The organism is Mesorhizobium sp. P2_C4, from assembly GCF_056404575.1.
Genome location: NZ_JBFUDT010000005.1, coordinates 197,130 through 210,955, shown reverse-complemented (window position 1 = coordinate 210,955; position 13,826 = coordinate 197,130). Strand labels below are relative to the sequence as shown.

The window sequence follows — 13,826 nt, the reverse complement described above, 5'->3', positions numbered from 1 at the left end:
CAGAGAAGAAACCGTTACCGGCGACCGGCGCCCACATACCGGGCAACGGTTGTAGTTGGGCGTCATCATGCCGTGCGGCCTCATCATGCCACCCATCATGCCATCGGTGCCCTGATCGCAGTCAGGTTTTTCCGACCTGTCGGGGCCTCGGTCTCGAAAATCCTTATCGAGCGGCGGCGCGCGGTGTCGTAGAGCAGGCCGCGCAGTTCCTCACGTCCGCGCGCGATGCGCGACATCAGCGTGCCAGCCGGCACGCCGAGCATCTCGGCGGCCTCGGCGTAGGAAAAACCTTCGATGGCAACCGTCGTCAGCGCGGCGCGCCTGTCAGGGCTGACCGCCTGCAGGGCGTCGATGATCTCGCGCGCGGCGACGGCCTCCAACTGATCGGCAGGAGCAGCCTGCACGTCGCCGGCCTCCAGCGGCAGCATCGAGGCCTCGCCGCGCCGGTTCAGCTTGCGCACCTGATCAATGAACAGATGATGCATGATCGTGAACAACCATTTTCTGGGGCTTTCGCCCGTCTGCCAGTTGTCGAGCCGTTTAAGCGCCCGTTCCAGACAGTCCTGGACGAGATCGTCGGCGGAATCGCGGTCGCGCAGAAGCGAGCGCGCATAGCGCCGCAAACGCGGGATTTCGTCGAGGATGGCTCTCTGCTTCTCGTCCATGACCTTATTGTCTTTGTTTCGGCATGCCGTTGCCGCAAAACCGCTACGCCCTCGGGTCGAGCCCAAGGGCATGACTGCTCCCGGCCGTGCGATGATGGCTCCAAGGGACTATAGGCGCATCCCCCGCCCGGCCGATGCGCCGCCGCAGGAAACCGGGGCAAGCATGATTCGCATTGCTTCCCCGCGATCCGACGGCGGTGGATTTGTCTCAGCCGGGACGGCGATACTGGGGGCTGGGCGGAACACGGTTTTAGGGAATGCGGGGGGCAGCATCCCGGCGCCGCCCAAACACCGCGAAGCCATTGCGCCCGGCAGCCTTGGCTGCGTAGCAGCCGTCGTCAGCGCCGGCCTGCGCACCGGCCGCCGTGGTGTTGACGTCGTCGACGCCTCAGACGCCGGGCAAGCGCTGGCGCGCGATCGCCACATGAAAGCGGGCACCGTGCAGCAGGCCTTCGTCGTTGAAGTCGTAGGACGGATTGTGCAGCGGGGCGGAGTTGCCGTTGCCGAGGAAGGCGAAGCATCCCGGCACGTGGTCGAGGAAGCGGGCAAAATCCTCAGAGCCGGTCATCGGTTCCGCCGCGACGCCGACGGCGTCGGCGGCCAGCACGCTCCTGGCGGCGGTAAACGCCTCATCGACCATTGCCGCATCGTTGACCAGCGGAACGAATTCGCGTGTGTAGGTCACCTCGGCCGCGACATTGTAGGCCTGCGCCGTGCCTTGCGCGATGCTGCGCATCTGCTTCTCGATCTCGGCGCTGACTTGCGGGCGAAAACTCCTGGCATCGCCCAGGATGCGCGCCAGGCCGGGCAGCGCGTTGCGGGTGCCATCGGTGATCAGTTCGGTGACGGAGACGACACCGATATCGGCCGGGCTCAGCCGACGCGAGACGATGGTCTGCAGCGCGGTGACCAGCGCGCAAGCAGCGACCAGCGTCTCGCTGCCGGAATGTGGGCGCGCGGCATGGCCGCCGACGCCTTTCAGCACGATCTCGAAATTGTCCTCGGCCGACATCATCGGTCCAACGCGGGTCTCGAAGTGGCCGACCGCCAGACCCGGCATGTTGTGCAGCCCGAAAATCTCCTCGAAGGGAAAGCGCTGCAGCAGGGCGTCATCCAGCATGGCGAGCGCGCCCCTGCCCCACTCCTCGGCCGGCTGGAAGATGAAGCGCACGGTGCCGTCGAAGCCGCCCTCGCTGGCCAGCAGCTTTGCCGCACCGAGCAGCATCGCGGTGTGGCCGTCATGGCCGCAGGCATGCATGGTGCCTGGCGTCTGCGAGCGATAGGTCTGCGTGCCCTGTTCGGCGATGCGCAAGGCATCCATGTCGGCGCGCAAGGCAATCGCCCGGTTGCCGCCGCCGCGCGTCAGCGTGCCGACGACACCGGTGCCGCCAATGCCCTCGGCGACCTCCAGCCCGAATTCGCGCAGTTTTTGGGCGACGAAGGCAGACGTGCGCTTCTCCTCGAAGCCGAATTCCGGATGGGCATGCAGATCATGCCGCCACGCCGTCATTTCGCGATGAAGCTCTTTCTGATTGGTCATCGGTCTCGCCCTTTCAGCAGAATATCTGTCAGTCGGCAGCAAGCCTGGCGGTCACGCCGAGCAGAACAGTCGCGCCGGCGATCAGTTCGTCATCGGCGGTGAACTCCGCCGGATTGTGACTGATGCCGCCCCGGCTCGGTACGAAGATCATCGCAGACGGCGCGATCCGCGCAATCATCTGCGCATCATGCCCGGCGCCCGACGTCATGCGCCGGCAAGACATGCCGTTCGCCCCGGCCGTGGCCTCGATGAGGTCGACGATGCGGCTATCGAAGGTCACCGGTTCGAAGCGCGCCAGCCTTTCAACCGCGATTGTCACGCCAGCGCTTGCGGCGAAATCTTCGAGATAGGCAGCGAGTGCCGCTTCCTCGACCTGCAGCCGATCTTCATCGGGATCGCGCAGGTCGACAGTGAAGCTCGCCCGCGACGGGATGACGTTGATGGCGTTCGGCTCGAAAGCGATGGTGCCGACCGTCGCCACCGTGGCCGGCGAAGCCGTGGCGCGATCCTGGAGGAAGCTGATGACGCGGGCGGCGGCGGCGCCGGCATCCCTGCGCATCGACATCGGCGTGGTCCCGGCATGGTTGGCGACGCCCTCGATGGTGACGCGCTGCCAGGAAATGCCTTGCAGGGTCTCGACCGCGCCAACGGCTACGCCCTCGCGCTCCAGCACCGGGCCCTGCTCGATATGCAACTCGACATAGGCATGCGGCTTGAAAAAGCCGGGCTCATGCACGCCGGCATAGCCGATGCGTTGGAGTTCCTGGCCGAGCACCGAACCATCGGTGCCGACGACGGCAAGCGCTTCCTCGACGCCGAGGCCGCCGGAAAAGACCAGCGAGCCCATCATGTCGGGCATATAGCGCACGCCTTCCTCATTGGTGAAGGCGGCGACGACGATCGGACGCGTGGGCGCAAAACCGGCCTCCTTCAGGCTCACGATCGCCTCCAGCCCGGCGACCACGCCATAGCAGCCATCATAGACGCCGGCATCGATCACCGTGTCGATATGCGAGCCGAGAAGGACGGGAGCCTTGCCCTCATTGTCACTGGTTTTCCAGATGCCGAAGATGTTGCCGATGCGGTCGATGGCGACCTCCAGCCCACTCTCGCTCAGCCAGCCGACGAGACGGTCGCGGCCGATCCTGTCCATGTCGGAAGCCGCGAGCCGAACCAGCCTGCCCTGCGCATCGCGGCCAAGCGAGCCGAGTTCGCGAATGCGGTCGAGCAAGCGGCCGGGATTGATGGTCGGATTGCTCATGCCATCTGTCCTGCCCGTGCCTTGACAACCTCTTCAGGCGCCATGCCCACCAGTTCGCCGTAGCGGCCGGGATCGGTGGCACCTTCGGTGTTGATGACCAGCACGCGCGCGTTGGCATCGAGGCCAAGGGCTGATCGCGTATTGGAAGCCGCCACCGCACGGATCAGTCCCGCCAGCCCGGCCCCGCCGCTTTCGCCGGAGACGATTGCGGGATCGCCGCCTGACGGCCGCGCCAGCCGGTTCATCACCGCGACCGCATCGTCCTCGTCGACCGTCATGAAGGCATCGGCGACCCGTTCAAGCACGCGCCAGGCGAGTGGTGAGGCCTCGTAGCATTCCAGCATCGCCATCACCGTCGGTGCATCATGGGCGATCTTCACCGGATGCCCGGCCTTGGCCGTGGCGAAGATGCAGGCCGCGCGCGCGGGCTCGACCACCACGACTGTCGGTCTCTGCTCACCAAACAGCATGCTGAAATGACCGGCGACCGCCGCGGCGAAGCCGCCGACGCCCGCCTGCAAGAAGACATGCGTCGGTGGCTGGCTGATATGGCGCAACGCCTCGCGCACCATCACCGTATAGCCTTGCATGACCAGCCCCGGAATGCGCTCATAGCCCGGCCACGAGGTGTCGGAGACGACGGTCCAGCCGCGCTCCGCAGCGACCCTTGCGGCTTCCACCACCGACTGGTCGTAGCTGCCATCGACCCTGACCATCTCGGCGCCAAAGCGGGCAATTGCCGCGACGCGCTCGTCACTGACGCCTGAGTGGACGAAGATGACGGATCGGGCGCCGACCAGTTGCGCGCCTTGCGCCACCGAGCGGCCGTGATTGCCGTCGGTGGCGCAGGCGAAAGTCATGCCGGCGGCGACTGCCGCCACCTCGGGCGCATGCAAGTCGCCAATGTCGACGCTGCGGCCGAGCCGCTTTTGCGCCTCCTCCAGCACCAGCCGGATGACGGCGTAGGAGCCGCCCAGCGCCTTGAAGCTGCCGAGCCCGAGCCGAAAGCCTTCGTCCTTGACGTGGAGCGAACCCAGCCCAAGTTCGGCCGCCATCGCCGGCAAGGCATGCAGCGGCGTTTCCGCATGATTGCGCCGCTCAGCCAAGAAGCGTTCGGCCTCTTCGGCCCCGACCACGCCCAGCGTCGTGGCATCGGCGGGGTCGAGCGGCGCGCGATGTTCGGGCGAGCGGTTGAGCAAAAACATTGGCAGCCGTTTCCTGTGATGACGTATGTCTATTGCAACAAGGGCGAGAGTTGCGCTCTGTTTGGGCCATCCGAATGCAAGTTTGTTTCGTCTGGAGCGCAAATGCCACAAACCCTCGACAGTTTCGACCGCGCCATCCTCGCCATCCTGCAGAAGGACAACACGACGCCGCAGCGTGTGATCGGCGAGGCCGTCAACCTCTCGGCGCCGGCCGTGCAGAGGCGCATCCGGCGTATGGAGGAAAGCGGCGTCATCCGCGCCAATGTCGCCCTGGTCGACCCGGCCAAGGTCGGCCATCCGATCACGCTGTTCGTCGAGGTGGAGGTGGTCAGCGAGCGCGCCGCGCTGATCGACGCCGCCAAGCGTGACTTCGCCTCGGTGCCCGAGGTGCAGCAGTGCTACTACGTGACCGGAGAAGCCGACTTCATCCTCGTCGTCACCGTCGCGACCATGGCCGACTACGAGGCGCTGACGAGGCGGCTGTTCTTCGAAAACAACAACGTCAAGCGCTTCCGCACTTTTGTCGCCATGGACCGGGTGAAGGTGGGGCTGGAGGTGCCGGTGGGTTGAAGAGCCGCTGAACCGATCGAGCCGGCCTCACTTCTTGCCCTGCGGGTAGATCGTCTCGCCGCGCTTCAGCATCTCGACGAAGGTCTCGATCTTTTTCCTGCGCCCAGCCTCGGTCTTCATGTTGTGGGTGCGGAAGGCGAGCGCGAAACGGTTCTGCGCGCTGAGCTTTCCCAGCATCTCTTTGGCTGCCGGCTCGGCGTCGATGGCCGCCTGCAAATCGTCGGGGATTTTCATGTCCTTGCCGCTTGCGTAGGCGCGCGCCCAGCGGCCGTCGGCCTTGGCGGCCTCGACTTGTTTCAGTCCATGGCCCGTCATGCGGCCCTCCTCGACCAAGCGGGCGACATTGTCGATGTTGATCTTGCTCCAGATGCTCTTTTTGCCGCGCGGCGTGTAGCGCTGCAGAAAGCTCCTGTCGTCAAAACCCTTGCGCACGGCGTCGATTCAGCCCCAGCACAGCACGGCGTCGATGGCTTCCTTGGGCGTGATCGACGGCAGGCCGGAGCCGACCTTGTGCACCTTGATCCATACTTCGGTCTCGGTGTCATGGTGTCTGGCGAGCCAGGTGTAGAAGCTGGCTGCGTCGGGGAATTCGTGCACCTTGTCGGGATCGACCTTGACCGGCGCCATCACAGCAGCGTCCGCGTCTCGATTGTCGTCATCGTTCTCGTGCCTCCGGTGCCGCCATGGTCGTCTGGATGAAGCAACCGCGGGACCTCGTCAACAGCCGCTGTGGCTTGCCATGCTGCCGCGCGAGGCCGCCTTCCTTCCCGCCCTCGCCAACACCCATGGCGGTTCTTTCCGCCATGATGTAGCTTCCGCAAAATCGTCTATCCCTATGTTTTTGTTCCGGACATCTCACCCCCACCTCGAGAAATGCCATGCGATCGATGCTCCTCGGCCTTGCCTTGCTGCTGGCAAGTTTACTGTTCTCTGGCGCTGTACTCGGCGAGCCGATCGAAACCCAGAAAATCATCGCCGCGGCCACCGGCGACTGGAACGACGACGGCGCCATCGACCTGGCGATGATCGTCGAGACCGAGCCCGGCACTGCCATGGACATGCATTTTTTCCTCAGGGACAAGGAGCACAATTTCCTCAAGCCCGCCGGCATCGTGCAGGAGCAGATGTATGGCGAGTGGAACGGCTACGACCGGCCGGGCTATGAGGCGTCCTCCATCGAGCCGGAACTGACCGCGCTGCCGAACGGCTCGATCAAGCTCTCCATACCGGGCATCCCGAGGAATGGCGCGCGGACCGACCAGACGCTGACGATTGCCTGGCGCAACGATGCCTTCGTGGTCGCCGGCTATGCCTATGACTATCACGACTACATGAAGGACAATGTCGCCAGCGACTGCGACTACAATCTGCTGACCGGCAAGGGCAAAAGCAGCAAGATGCAGCCGGATGGCACCAGGGTGCACAGGATCGTATCGGTCGCAGGCAAGGTCGTCCCGTTTGCCGTGTGGGACAGCGGCGCCAGCGCTACCGATTGCGGGGAGTGAGCAGAACGGTTCGCGAAGCGAACTCATCGTGCCGGTGGCACGATGAAAGGCCAGCGAACGCTGGGACGCTGCGCGGCAGCAGGGACCCGGCAGGCGGACACCGAGCCCTTCGCCGGCTCAGGGAAAATCAGGCCTTCGGCGCGACCGGCGTCAGGCCGTGGCGGCGCATGATGTCGGCCATCTTGGCCCGATTCGGCGGACCGCCGGCGGCAGCAGCGAGCACTGCAAAAGCCTCGCGGAAGTATTCAGGACCGATCGCTGCCGGCGTCACCACGCAGAGCGCCTTCACATCCTGGTTGCCGTTGTTGTCGAAGCGATGGGCGGCACCGCGGGGAATGCACAGCGCCTGCCCCGGGCCGACATCGATCGCGATGTCGTCGACCGTCCAGGTCAGCACGCCCTCGAGGCCGTAGATCGTCTCCTCGTAATGGTCGTGGCGGTGCGCCGGCGCCGGCAGACGTAGCCCGGTCGGCACCTTGAGCTCGAAGGCCGCGATGCTGCCGTTCGAGTCCTCGCCGGTCAGCAGGAAGCGGACCGCAAAGCCTTTGATGCCTATGGTTTCGTCGGCGGGATTGATGCGCGGCTCGATGGCTGAATTTGGCATTGTGAAATCCCTTATGGTAAATTACATTTACTGGATGCGAGTAAACTCAATTTACCGGATCGTCAATGGCCACCGCAAACGAAGTTCTCCAAACCAAGACCCAGGACCTGCTGATCGGCGCCCTGCTGCGTGTGCCGGCGCAGGCGATCCAGCGACGGCTGATCAAGGAACTCAACGCCGCCGGTTTCGACGAATTGCGCTTGCCGCATATGGCGGTGTTGCAGTTTCCCGGGCCGGACGGCGCGCGCCCCGGCACCATCGCCGAGCGCGCCGGCATGAGCAAACAGGCCATCAACCAGCTGCTCAGCAGCCTCGAAGGCTACGGCTATATCATCCGCTCCGATATTTCCGGCGAAGGCGGCGCGCGCGTGGTGCGGTCCACCGAACGCGGCCACGCCGCCTTCTGGAAAATGGTCGACATCCTGCGCGACATCGAGGAGGAGTGGCGCGCCGAACTTGGTCCGGAGCGCTTCGCCCAGCTCAAGGCGCTGTTGTTCGTCGTCTGGGAAAGTCCGCTGGTGAAGTGAGAGCCCTTGGCCTTCTACCCCACCTCACTGCAAATGCGGCTTCTTGAGAAAGCTGTTGCGGTCGGCCGACTTGACGCGCAGCCAGGTGTCGCGGCCGTCGCGCACCACGCGCAGCGGGATTTCCGCGCCCGCCGGGTTCTGCCACAGCTTGCGATAGAAATCGGCGAGGCCGTCGACCTCACCGTCGCGCACGTCCGAGATGATATCGCCCTGGCGCAGGCCGGCCTTGGCGGCCGGGCCGCCGGCGGCGACGCTCATCACCACCACCGCGCCGTTGTTTTCGGCGGAGAAGGCGCCGAGCCAGGGGCGCGGCGGCTTGGCCACCTGACCGCGGGTCAGGAGGTCGTCGAGGATCGGCGGCAAAAGGTTGATCGGCACCACCATGTTGATATCGGCGACCTCGCCATTGCGGCTCATCTGCAGCATCAGCGAGCCGATGCCGAGCAGCGAGCCGTCCTCGCCGATAAGCGCCGCCCCGCCCCATGACGGATGGGCGGGCGCGATGAAGATCGCCTCCTCGAGCAGATATTCCCAATAGCCGGCGAATTCCTGCTTGGTGACGATGTGCGCCTTGACCGAGCGGCCGGTGCCGTCGGCAAGCACCACGGGATCGCCGACCTTGGCCTTGCCGGCGTCGCCGAGCGCCAGCGCCGGCAGGCCGAGCGGGGCAAGCGCCTGCACCAGCCCAAAACCGGTTTCCTGGTCATAGGCCAGCGCGTGCGCCGGCACGACGCGGCCGTCCTGGGCGGTCAGCCAGACCTCCTCCGCCTCGGTGATGAGATAGCCGATGGTCAGCACCAGCCCGTCGGGGCGGATGACGACGCCGCTGCCTTCACGCCGAGTGCCCAGTCCCGACGCCGTGAAGGCATCTTCGGGGATCGAGGCGCGCACGGCCACGACGGAGCGCAAATTGGGATCGATGGTCATGCTTTTTGTCCTGGGTATGCGATGCAAATGCTTTGGCGATGTCTTCTATAGGTATGACACACGGGACGAGGCGCAAGGGCTCGGGACAGGGATACTCACTTCAGGGTTTGCGGCGCCGACATTGGCCGGCATCGACAATAGTTCAACAAAAGTTGGACTTCCCCCTTTCCAGCCCGTGCACCGGTACCTAAATGTAACTGTGCCCCCGCCGATCAATCCCGCGCCGCGCATCGTGCGAGGCGCCAACACCCTCCCCCGCCAAAACACGAGGCCTCCCGACATGACCGAATACACGCCGCCGAAAGTATGGACCTGGAACAAGGCAAATGGCGGTGCTTTCGCCAGCATCAACCGGCCGATCGCCGGCCCGACGCACGACAAGGAGCTGCCTGTCGGCAAGCATCCGCTGCAGCTCTATTCGCTGGCGACGCCCAACGGCGTCAAGGTGACGGTCATGCTGGAGGAGCTTCTGGCGCGCGGCCACAGCGGCGCTGAATACGACGCCTGGCTGATCCGCATCAACGACGGCGACCAGTTCGGCTCAGGCTTCGTCGAGGTGAATCCCAACTCAAAAATCCCGGCGCTGCTCGACCGTAGCGCCAAAGAGCCGGTGCGCGTGTTCGAATCCGGCTCGATCCTTCTCTACCTCGCCGAAAAGTTCGGCGAATTCCTGCCGACCGAGCAGCCGGCGCGCGCCGAGGCGCTGTCATGGCTATTCTGGCAGATGGGCTCGGCGCCGTATCTCGGCGGCGGCTTCGGTCATTTCTACGCTTATGCGCCGACCAAGATCGAATACGCCATCGACCGCTTCGCCATGGAGACCAAGCGGCAGATGGACGTGCTCGACCGCAGGCTGGCTGTGTCAGAGTATCTCGGCGGTGCCGACTACACGATCGCCGACATGGCGGTGTGGCCCTGGTATGGCGGGCTGGCGCTCGGCCGCATGTACAATGATGCCGGCGCCTTCCTGTCGGTCGAGGAGTACAAGCACGTGCAGCGCTGGGCCAAGGCCATCGACGCCAGGCCGGCGGTGAAGCGCGGCCGCATGGTCAACCGCGCTTTCGGCGAGCCGGCGCTGCAATTGCACGAGCGCCACGATGCCAGCGATTTCGACACGAACACGCAGGACAAACTGGCGGCGGAGTAAGGCTGGACGAATGACGCTCCGATCTCCCCCCTCGTGGGGGAGATGTCCGGCAGGACAGAGGGGGGCGCGAAGGATCGCGATCTTTCAGTTCAACCGATACCAACCGGAATCTGCCTGAGCTACCGCTATAGTTGTCAGGCCGGCGGGACAGCGCCCCCCTCTGCCCTGCCGGGCATCTCCCCCACGAGGGGGGAGATTGCTAACATCCACAACCGGTCGATGTCGGCCAGGTAAGTCTCGTCGATCTCGTCGAGATGGTTCCAGTACATGCCGTCCTCGTAGAAATAGCCGAGGTCCTGCTCGATCCTTTCGGCCTTCTCGGCTCTGTCGTGCACAATGCCGGCAAGGATCTCCGCTTTCATTTCGGCGACCCTGGCCCGAGACAGGTTTTTCAACTCGTCGAAGGTCAGCCGCGGGAAGATCAGCCGGCTGCGCGGCAATTCGGACAGGTTGATGCACAGGCAGTCCCGCCGCAGCGCCTGGACAAGCAGGCGGGCGGACTTGGCCTCGAGGTTGCGCAGCGTCACGTCATCGCGCAGCGGATCGGGACGGCCGATGCCGTAGAAATGCGTCTTGTCGGGCTGGTCGTAGATCATGTCGCAGCCGAGGAACGCCAGCACATCGGGCCGCTGGCTGTGGATGGTCCAATAGGCCGAGGTCAGCGACATGGTGGCGCCGGCATAGACGAAGCCGCCGAAGGCGTTCTGCGCCGGCACATATTGCGAGGCGCTGAAGATCTGCGCCTGCCGCAGCCTTGCGCCCGGGGGCAGCCGGTCTGACGGAAAATCGCCGGAATGGACGAGAAAATCCCAGTCGGGGCGCACGCGCCAGGCATTGTTGATGGCAACGATCTTGCTGAAGGCGGCCTTCGGCCAGGCCTCGCAACGCACCACATCGGGCGCACTGCCGATGAGCAGGATCACGCGTGGTGATGTCGAAGCGGCGCTGGGCATGGCATTTCTCATTCGATCGACATGACGGGTATCGATGCCCTGGGATCATCGAACGGCATTCAGCTGCGCCCGGCCCGGCCGAGCAGGCATTGTAACAACTCCGCGAACAATTGAAGTGGAACTTTATTGCGCGTTGGCCCTCCCGGGCGCAATCTGATCCCCGCAGACTGAGATCAGGGGGAATATCAGTCCGTTTGGGGGAAATGGGGGATGACGCTCAAAATCATTGGGGCCGGGTTCGGCCGCACAGGTACGTGGTCGACCTTTGCCGCGCTGAACCGGCTCGGCCTGCCCTGCTACCATATGCAGGAAGTGATCCTGAACAAGGCCAACAAGGGCCATCTCGACTTCTGGCGCAAGGTGGCCAACAGCGCGCCGGGCACGCAGCACGACTGGAACAGGGTGTTTGCCAACTATACGGCGACGGTCGACAATCCCGGCTGCTGCGTGTGGCGCGAATTGCTGGCCGCAAATCCCGAAGCCAAGGTGCTGCTAACGCTGCATCCGCGCGGCGCCGAAGCCTGGTACGACAGCACGATCGACACGATCTACTTCACCGAGAATGTCTGGCAGTTCAAAATCCTGGAGTGGCTGACGCCGTTCGGTCGAAAATTCGGCGACATGTCGCGCAAGCTGGTTTGGGGCCGCACGCTGAGCGGCGTGATGGACGACCGCGACAAGGCAATCGCGCGCTACAACGCCTACACCGAGGAGGTGAAGGCCGCGGTGCCGCCAGAGAGACTCCTGGTGTTCAAGGTGACCGATGGCTGGGGCCCGCTCTGCGACTTTCTCGGCGTGGCGCAACCGAATGAGCCCTTCCCCAACCTGAACGACCGCGCCAGCCTCAAGAAGGTCATCGGCGACGTCATCAAGGGCGCCTACATCGTGCTGGGGCTGTCGATCGCGGGTGTCGCGGCGGTGATCGCGGCGCTGTGGTGGTGGCTGGGGTAAGGCGGACGGGAGCTGCTGCGGGACGAGGTCAAAGCTGGTGAGAGCGCTACCTTACGCTTTCAACAGCGCCGCCAGCCTCGGTATCCCTTCGCTCACCGCGCGCTTGTCGGCGAGCGTGAAGGAGAGCCGCAGCGTGTTGCGGCCGGCCCCGTCGGCATAGAAGGCACTGCCGGGCACGAAGGCGACGCGTGCTTCCTTGACCGCCCGCGCCAGCAGCGCCGTGGCGTCGGCACCTTCGGGCAGCGTCACCCAGACGAACATGCCGCCATCGGGCCGCGTCCAGGTCACGCCTTGCGGCATGTTGGCAGCCAGCGCCGCAAGCAGGCCGTCGCGGCGCTCCCGGTAAGCGTCGATCAGCTTTTCGACCTGGGTATCGAACACGGACTCGGCGACGCGGTGCATCACCACCTGGTTGATCGACGGGCTGTGCAGGTCCGACGCCTGCTTCATCAGCACCAGCTTCTCGATGACGCGGCGCGGCGCGCAGACCCAGCCGACGCGCATGCCCGGCGACAGGATCTTTGAGAACGAGCCGCAATAAAGCGTGCGGGCATTGTCGATGCCGCCGGAGCGGGCGCAGTCGAGCGCCAGGATCGGCGCCACGCCCTCGCCATCGTAGCGCAGCGCGCGATAGGCGGCGTCCTCGATGACGGCGATGTCGAGCTCTTCGGCGAGATCGAGCACCGCCTCGCGCTGCTTGAGGCCCAAGGTCTCGCCGGTGGGGTTGGCGAAATCCGGCACCAGATAGGCGAACTTGACCTTGCCGCCGTTAGCCGCGGCCGCGGCGCGATAGGCGTCGGGCGTCATGTTGCCGCCATCCGGCGTCAACCGGTCGTAGCGCGGCTCATAGGCGTTGAAGGCCTGCAGCGCGCCGAGATAGGTCGGCCAGGTGACAAGCGCCGTATCGCCCGGCGACAGAAACAGCTTGCCGAGATAGTCCAACGCCTGCTGCGAACCCGAAGTGATGAGGATGTTGTTCTCGTCGCAGGCGACACCGAGCTTGCCCATCTGCCCGGCCAGCCAGCGCCGCAACGGCAGATAGCCTTCGCTGACCTGGTACTGCAGCGCCGACGCGGCATCGGCGCTGCCCAGCACCGAAGCATAGGCATCGGCGATCGCCTGCGACGGAAACAGCGCCGGGTCGGGAATGCCACCGGCAAACGAGATGATGTCGGGCTGGTCGAGCAGCTTCAGCAGCTCGCGGATTTCCGACGCCTTCATGCGCGAAGAGCGCGACGCCAACAGGTTCATCAATGTCAAAACGCACCTCCCCCGACTACAGGTCGATTATAGGTCAATCTAGCTGACCTATATCAGAGCCGCTTGCCCAATTGAATAGCCAGAAGGCCGGCATGCCTAGCCCAATCAAGCCGGATACTAAATATCCTGCCGGCGGGCGGAGCCACGCACCTCGCCATCGGTAGTGTTGGGCCGCGTCGAGGTGAGGCCGGCTTCAATGGAACTGAGAAGGGCGAGCGCGGCGTCGAGCCTGCTGCTGTCGCCGCCGGCGGCGGCGGAAATGTCTGCGCCCCATTCCTTGCGCACCAGCGCGTAGTTTTCGGCCCCACGCCGCGTACGGTGGACGCTGACGCCGCGGCGGTCCGCCGGATCGACATGCCGCTCGATCAGCCCCTTGCTTTCCAGGTCACGCAGCACCGGAGAGACGTTGGCGCGCTGCAGCCCCGTCGCGGCGGCGATCTGGCTCGGCGTCGCCGAGGCGTGCGCAACCAGATGGCGCATCACCATGCCCTCCGATTGCGTGAGGGATAGTGCCCGCTCGTCGCGATAGCCGCGGAACTGGATCTCGCGGGCAATGATCAGGATCAGGTCGGCCAGATCCGCCCAACGGACCGGTGGAGCCTTGCCTGTGGACGATTCGCTGTCGGTCTTCATCAGCAGAGTTTACAGCGCCCAGCCATATATGTATATGTGCATAATGATTATGTTTGCATAACTATATACACATAAACA

At 64.8% G+C, this 13,826-nt stretch carries 14 protein-coding genes and 1 pseudogene; 5 read left to right on the top strand and 10 right to left on the bottom strand.

The window, feature by feature from the left end:
• Nucleotides 1-95: 95 nt before the first annotated feature.
• From AC1DX6_RS21185 to AC1DX6_RS21170, 4 genes are all read right to left on the bottom strand, one after another.
• The gene (locus AC1DX6_RS21185; RefSeq protein ID WP_477316890.1) at nucleotides 96-665 is read right to left on the bottom strand and encodes a sigma-70 family RNA polymerase sigma factor; all 570 of its coding nucleotides are present in this window, start codon (nucleotides 663-665) and stop codon (nucleotides 96-98) included.
• A 388-nt stretch (nucleotides 666-1,053) separates the two neighbouring features.
• On the bottom strand, nucleotides 1,054-2,205 hold the full coding sequence (locus AC1DX6_RS21180; protein WP_477316888.1) for a M20 aminoacylase family protein: 1,152 nt from the start codon (nucleotides 2,203-2,205) through the stop codon (nucleotides 1,054-1,056).
• Nucleotides 2,206-2,233: 28 nt separating this feature from the next.
• A complete protein-coding gene (locus AC1DX6_RS21175) occupies nucleotides 2,234-3,466 on the bottom strand; it encodes a hydantoinase/carbamoylase family amidase (protein WP_477316886.1) in 1,233 nt (410 codons plus the stop codon).
• Nucleotides 3,463-4,671, bottom strand: coding sequence for a diaminopropionate ammonia-lyase (locus AC1DX6_RS21170; RefSeq protein ID WP_477316884.1), 1,209 nt, complete (start codon nucleotides 4,669-4,671; stop codon nucleotides 3,463-3,465). Before AC1DX6_RS21170 ends, AC1DX6_RS21175 begins: the two co-directional genes overlap by 4 nt.
• Before the next feature lie 102 nt (nucleotides 4,672-4,773).
• Here AC1DX6_RS21170 and AC1DX6_RS21165 point away from each other — a divergent pair, with 102 nt between their 5' ends.
• The gene (locus tag AC1DX6_RS21165; protein ID WP_477316881.1) at nucleotides 4,774-5,241 is read left to right on the top strand and encodes an Lrp/AsnC family transcriptional regulator; all 468 of its coding nucleotides are present in this window, start codon (nucleotides 4,774-4,776) and stop codon (nucleotides 5,239-5,241) included.
• 27 nt (nucleotides 5,242-5,268) lie between these two features.
• Here AC1DX6_RS21165 and AC1DX6_RS21160 read toward each other — a convergent pair.
• A pseudogene (locus tag AC1DX6_RS21160) lies at nucleotides 5,269-5,868 on the bottom strand (YdeI/OmpD-associated family protein).
• A 251-nt stretch (nucleotides 5,869-6,119) separates the two neighbouring features.
• Here AC1DX6_RS21160 and AC1DX6_RS21155 point away from each other — a divergent pair.
• Nucleotides 6,120-6,746 carry a hypothetical protein gene (locus AC1DX6_RS21155; protein ID WP_477316879.1) on the top strand — a complete coding sequence of 209 codons (627 nt, stop codon included), beginning with the start codon at nucleotides 6,120-6,122 and terminating at the stop codon, nucleotides 6,744-6,746.
• Nucleotides 6,747-6,873: 127 nt separating this feature from the next.
• On the opposite strand, the gene AC1DX6_RS21150 is transcribed toward AC1DX6_RS21155, so the two are convergent.
• Complete coding sequence (locus AC1DX6_RS21150; protein ID WP_477316877.1) at nucleotides 6,874-7,350, bottom strand: cupin domain-containing protein; 477 nt, start codon at nucleotides 7,348-7,350, stop codon at nucleotides 6,874-6,876.
• A gap of 65 nt (nucleotides 7,351-7,415) precedes the next feature.
• Here AC1DX6_RS21150 and AC1DX6_RS21145 point away from each other — a divergent pair, with 65 nt between their 5' ends.
• Nucleotides 7,416-7,877, top strand: a complete 462-nt coding sequence (locus AC1DX6_RS21145) for a MarR family winged helix-turn-helix transcriptional regulator (protein WP_477316875.1) — start codon at nucleotides 7,416-7,418, stop codon at nucleotides 7,875-7,877.
• Nucleotides 7,878-7,901: 24 nt separating this feature from the next.
• Here AC1DX6_RS21145 and AC1DX6_RS21140 read toward each other — a convergent pair whose 3' ends face one another.
• Nucleotides 7,902-8,804 carry a S1C family serine protease gene (locus AC1DX6_RS21140; protein ID WP_477316873.1) on the bottom strand — a complete coding sequence of 301 codons (903 nt, stop codon included), beginning with the start codon at nucleotides 8,802-8,804 and terminating at the stop codon, nucleotides 7,902-7,904.
• Between the two features lie 280 nt (nucleotides 8,805-9,084).
• Here AC1DX6_RS21140 and yghU point away from each other — a divergent pair, with 280 nt between their 5' ends.
• Nucleotides 9,085-9,951 carry a glutathione-dependent disulfide-bond oxidoreductase gene (yghU, locus tag AC1DX6_RS21135; protein WP_477316871.1) on the top strand — a complete coding sequence of 289 codons (867 nt, stop codon included), beginning with the start codon at nucleotides 9,085-9,087 and terminating at the stop codon, nucleotides 9,949-9,951.
• Nucleotides 9,952-10,085: 134 nt separating this feature from the next.
• On the opposite strand, the gene AC1DX6_RS21130 is transcribed toward yghU, so the two are convergent.
• Nucleotides 10,086-10,904, bottom strand: a complete 819-nt coding sequence (locus AC1DX6_RS21130; protein ID WP_477316869.1) for a hypothetical protein — start codon at nucleotides 10,902-10,904, stop codon at nucleotides 10,086-10,088.
• Nucleotides 10,905-11,114: 210 nt separating this feature from the next.
• Here AC1DX6_RS21130 and AC1DX6_RS21125 point away from each other — a divergent pair, with 210 nt between their 5' ends.
• Complete coding sequence (locus tag AC1DX6_RS21125; protein ID WP_477316867.1) at nucleotides 11,115-11,855, top strand: sulfotransferase family protein; 741 nt, start codon at nucleotides 11,115-11,117, stop codon at nucleotides 11,853-11,855.
• A gap of 51 nt (nucleotides 11,856-11,906) precedes the next feature.
• Here the strand turns inward: AC1DX6_RS21125 and AC1DX6_RS21120 are convergent, their stop codons facing one another.
• Nucleotides 11,907-13,106, bottom strand: a complete 1,200-nt coding sequence (locus AC1DX6_RS21120) for an aminotransferase-like domain-containing protein (protein WP_477317158.1) — start codon at nucleotides 13,104-13,106, stop codon at nucleotides 11,907-11,909.
• A 126-nt stretch (nucleotides 13,107-13,232) separates the two neighbouring features.
• The gene (locus tag AC1DX6_RS21115) at nucleotides 13,233-13,748 is read right to left on the bottom strand and encodes a MarR family winged helix-turn-helix transcriptional regulator (protein ID WP_477316865.1); all 516 of its coding nucleotides are present in this window, start codon (nucleotides 13,746-13,748) and stop codon (nucleotides 13,233-13,235) included.
• Between the last annotated feature and the right edge of the window lie 78 nt (nucleotides 13,749-13,826).

Bases quoted from the DNA above. Each gene is read 5' to 3' on its own strand.
- AC1DX6_RS21185 (WP_477316890.1), bottom strand. From the start codon at position 665: ATGGACGAGAAGCAGAGAGCCATCCTCGACGAAATCCCGCGTTTGCGG.
- AC1DX6_RS21180 (WP_477316888.1), bottom strand. From the start codon at position 2,205: ATGACCAATCAGAAAGAGCTTCATCGCGAAATGACGGCGTGGCGGCAT.
- AC1DX6_RS21175 (WP_477316886.1), bottom strand. From the start codon at position 3,466: ATGAGCAATCCGACCATCAATCCCGGCCGCTTGCTCGACCGCATTCGC.
- AC1DX6_RS21170 (WP_477316884.1), bottom strand. From the start codon at position 4,671: ATGTTTTTGCTCAACCGCTCGCCCGAACATCGCGCGCCGCTCGACCCC.
- AC1DX6_RS21165 (WP_477316881.1), top strand. From the start codon at position 4,774: ATGCCACAAACCCTCGACAGTTTCGACCGCGCCATCCTCGCCATCCTG.
- AC1DX6_RS21155 (WP_477316879.1), top strand. From the start codon at position 6,120: ATGCGATCGATGCTCCTCGGCCTTGCCTTGCTGCTGGCAAGTTTACTG.
- AC1DX6_RS21150 (WP_477316877.1), bottom strand. From the start codon at position 7,350: ATGCCAAATTCAGCCATCGAGCCGCGCATCAATCCCGCCGACGAAACC.
- AC1DX6_RS21145 (WP_477316875.1), top strand. From the start codon at position 7,416: ATGGCCACCGCAAACGAAGTTCTCCAAACCAAGACCCAGGACCTGCTG.
- AC1DX6_RS21140 (WP_477316873.1), bottom strand. From the start codon at position 8,804: ATGACCATCGATCCCAATTTGCGCTCCGTCGTGGCCGTGCGCGCCTCG.
- yghU (WP_477316871.1), top strand. From the start codon at position 9,085: ATGACCGAATACACGCCGCCGAAAGTATGGACCTGGAACAAGGCAAAT.
- AC1DX6_RS21130 (WP_477316869.1), bottom strand. From the start codon at position 10,904: ATGCCCAGCGCCGCTTCGACATCACCACGCGTGATCCTGCTCATCGGC.
- AC1DX6_RS21125 (WP_477316867.1), top strand. From the start codon at position 11,115: ATGACGCTCAAAATCATTGGGGCCGGGTTCGGCCGCACAGGTACGTGG.
- AC1DX6_RS21120 (WP_477317158.1), bottom strand. From the start codon at position 13,106: ATGAACCTGTTGGCGTCGCGCTCTTCGCGCATGAAGGCGTCGGAAATC.
- AC1DX6_RS21115 (WP_477316865.1), bottom strand. From the start codon at position 13,748: ATGAAGACCGACAGCGAATCGTCCACAGGCAAGGCTCCACCGGTCCGT.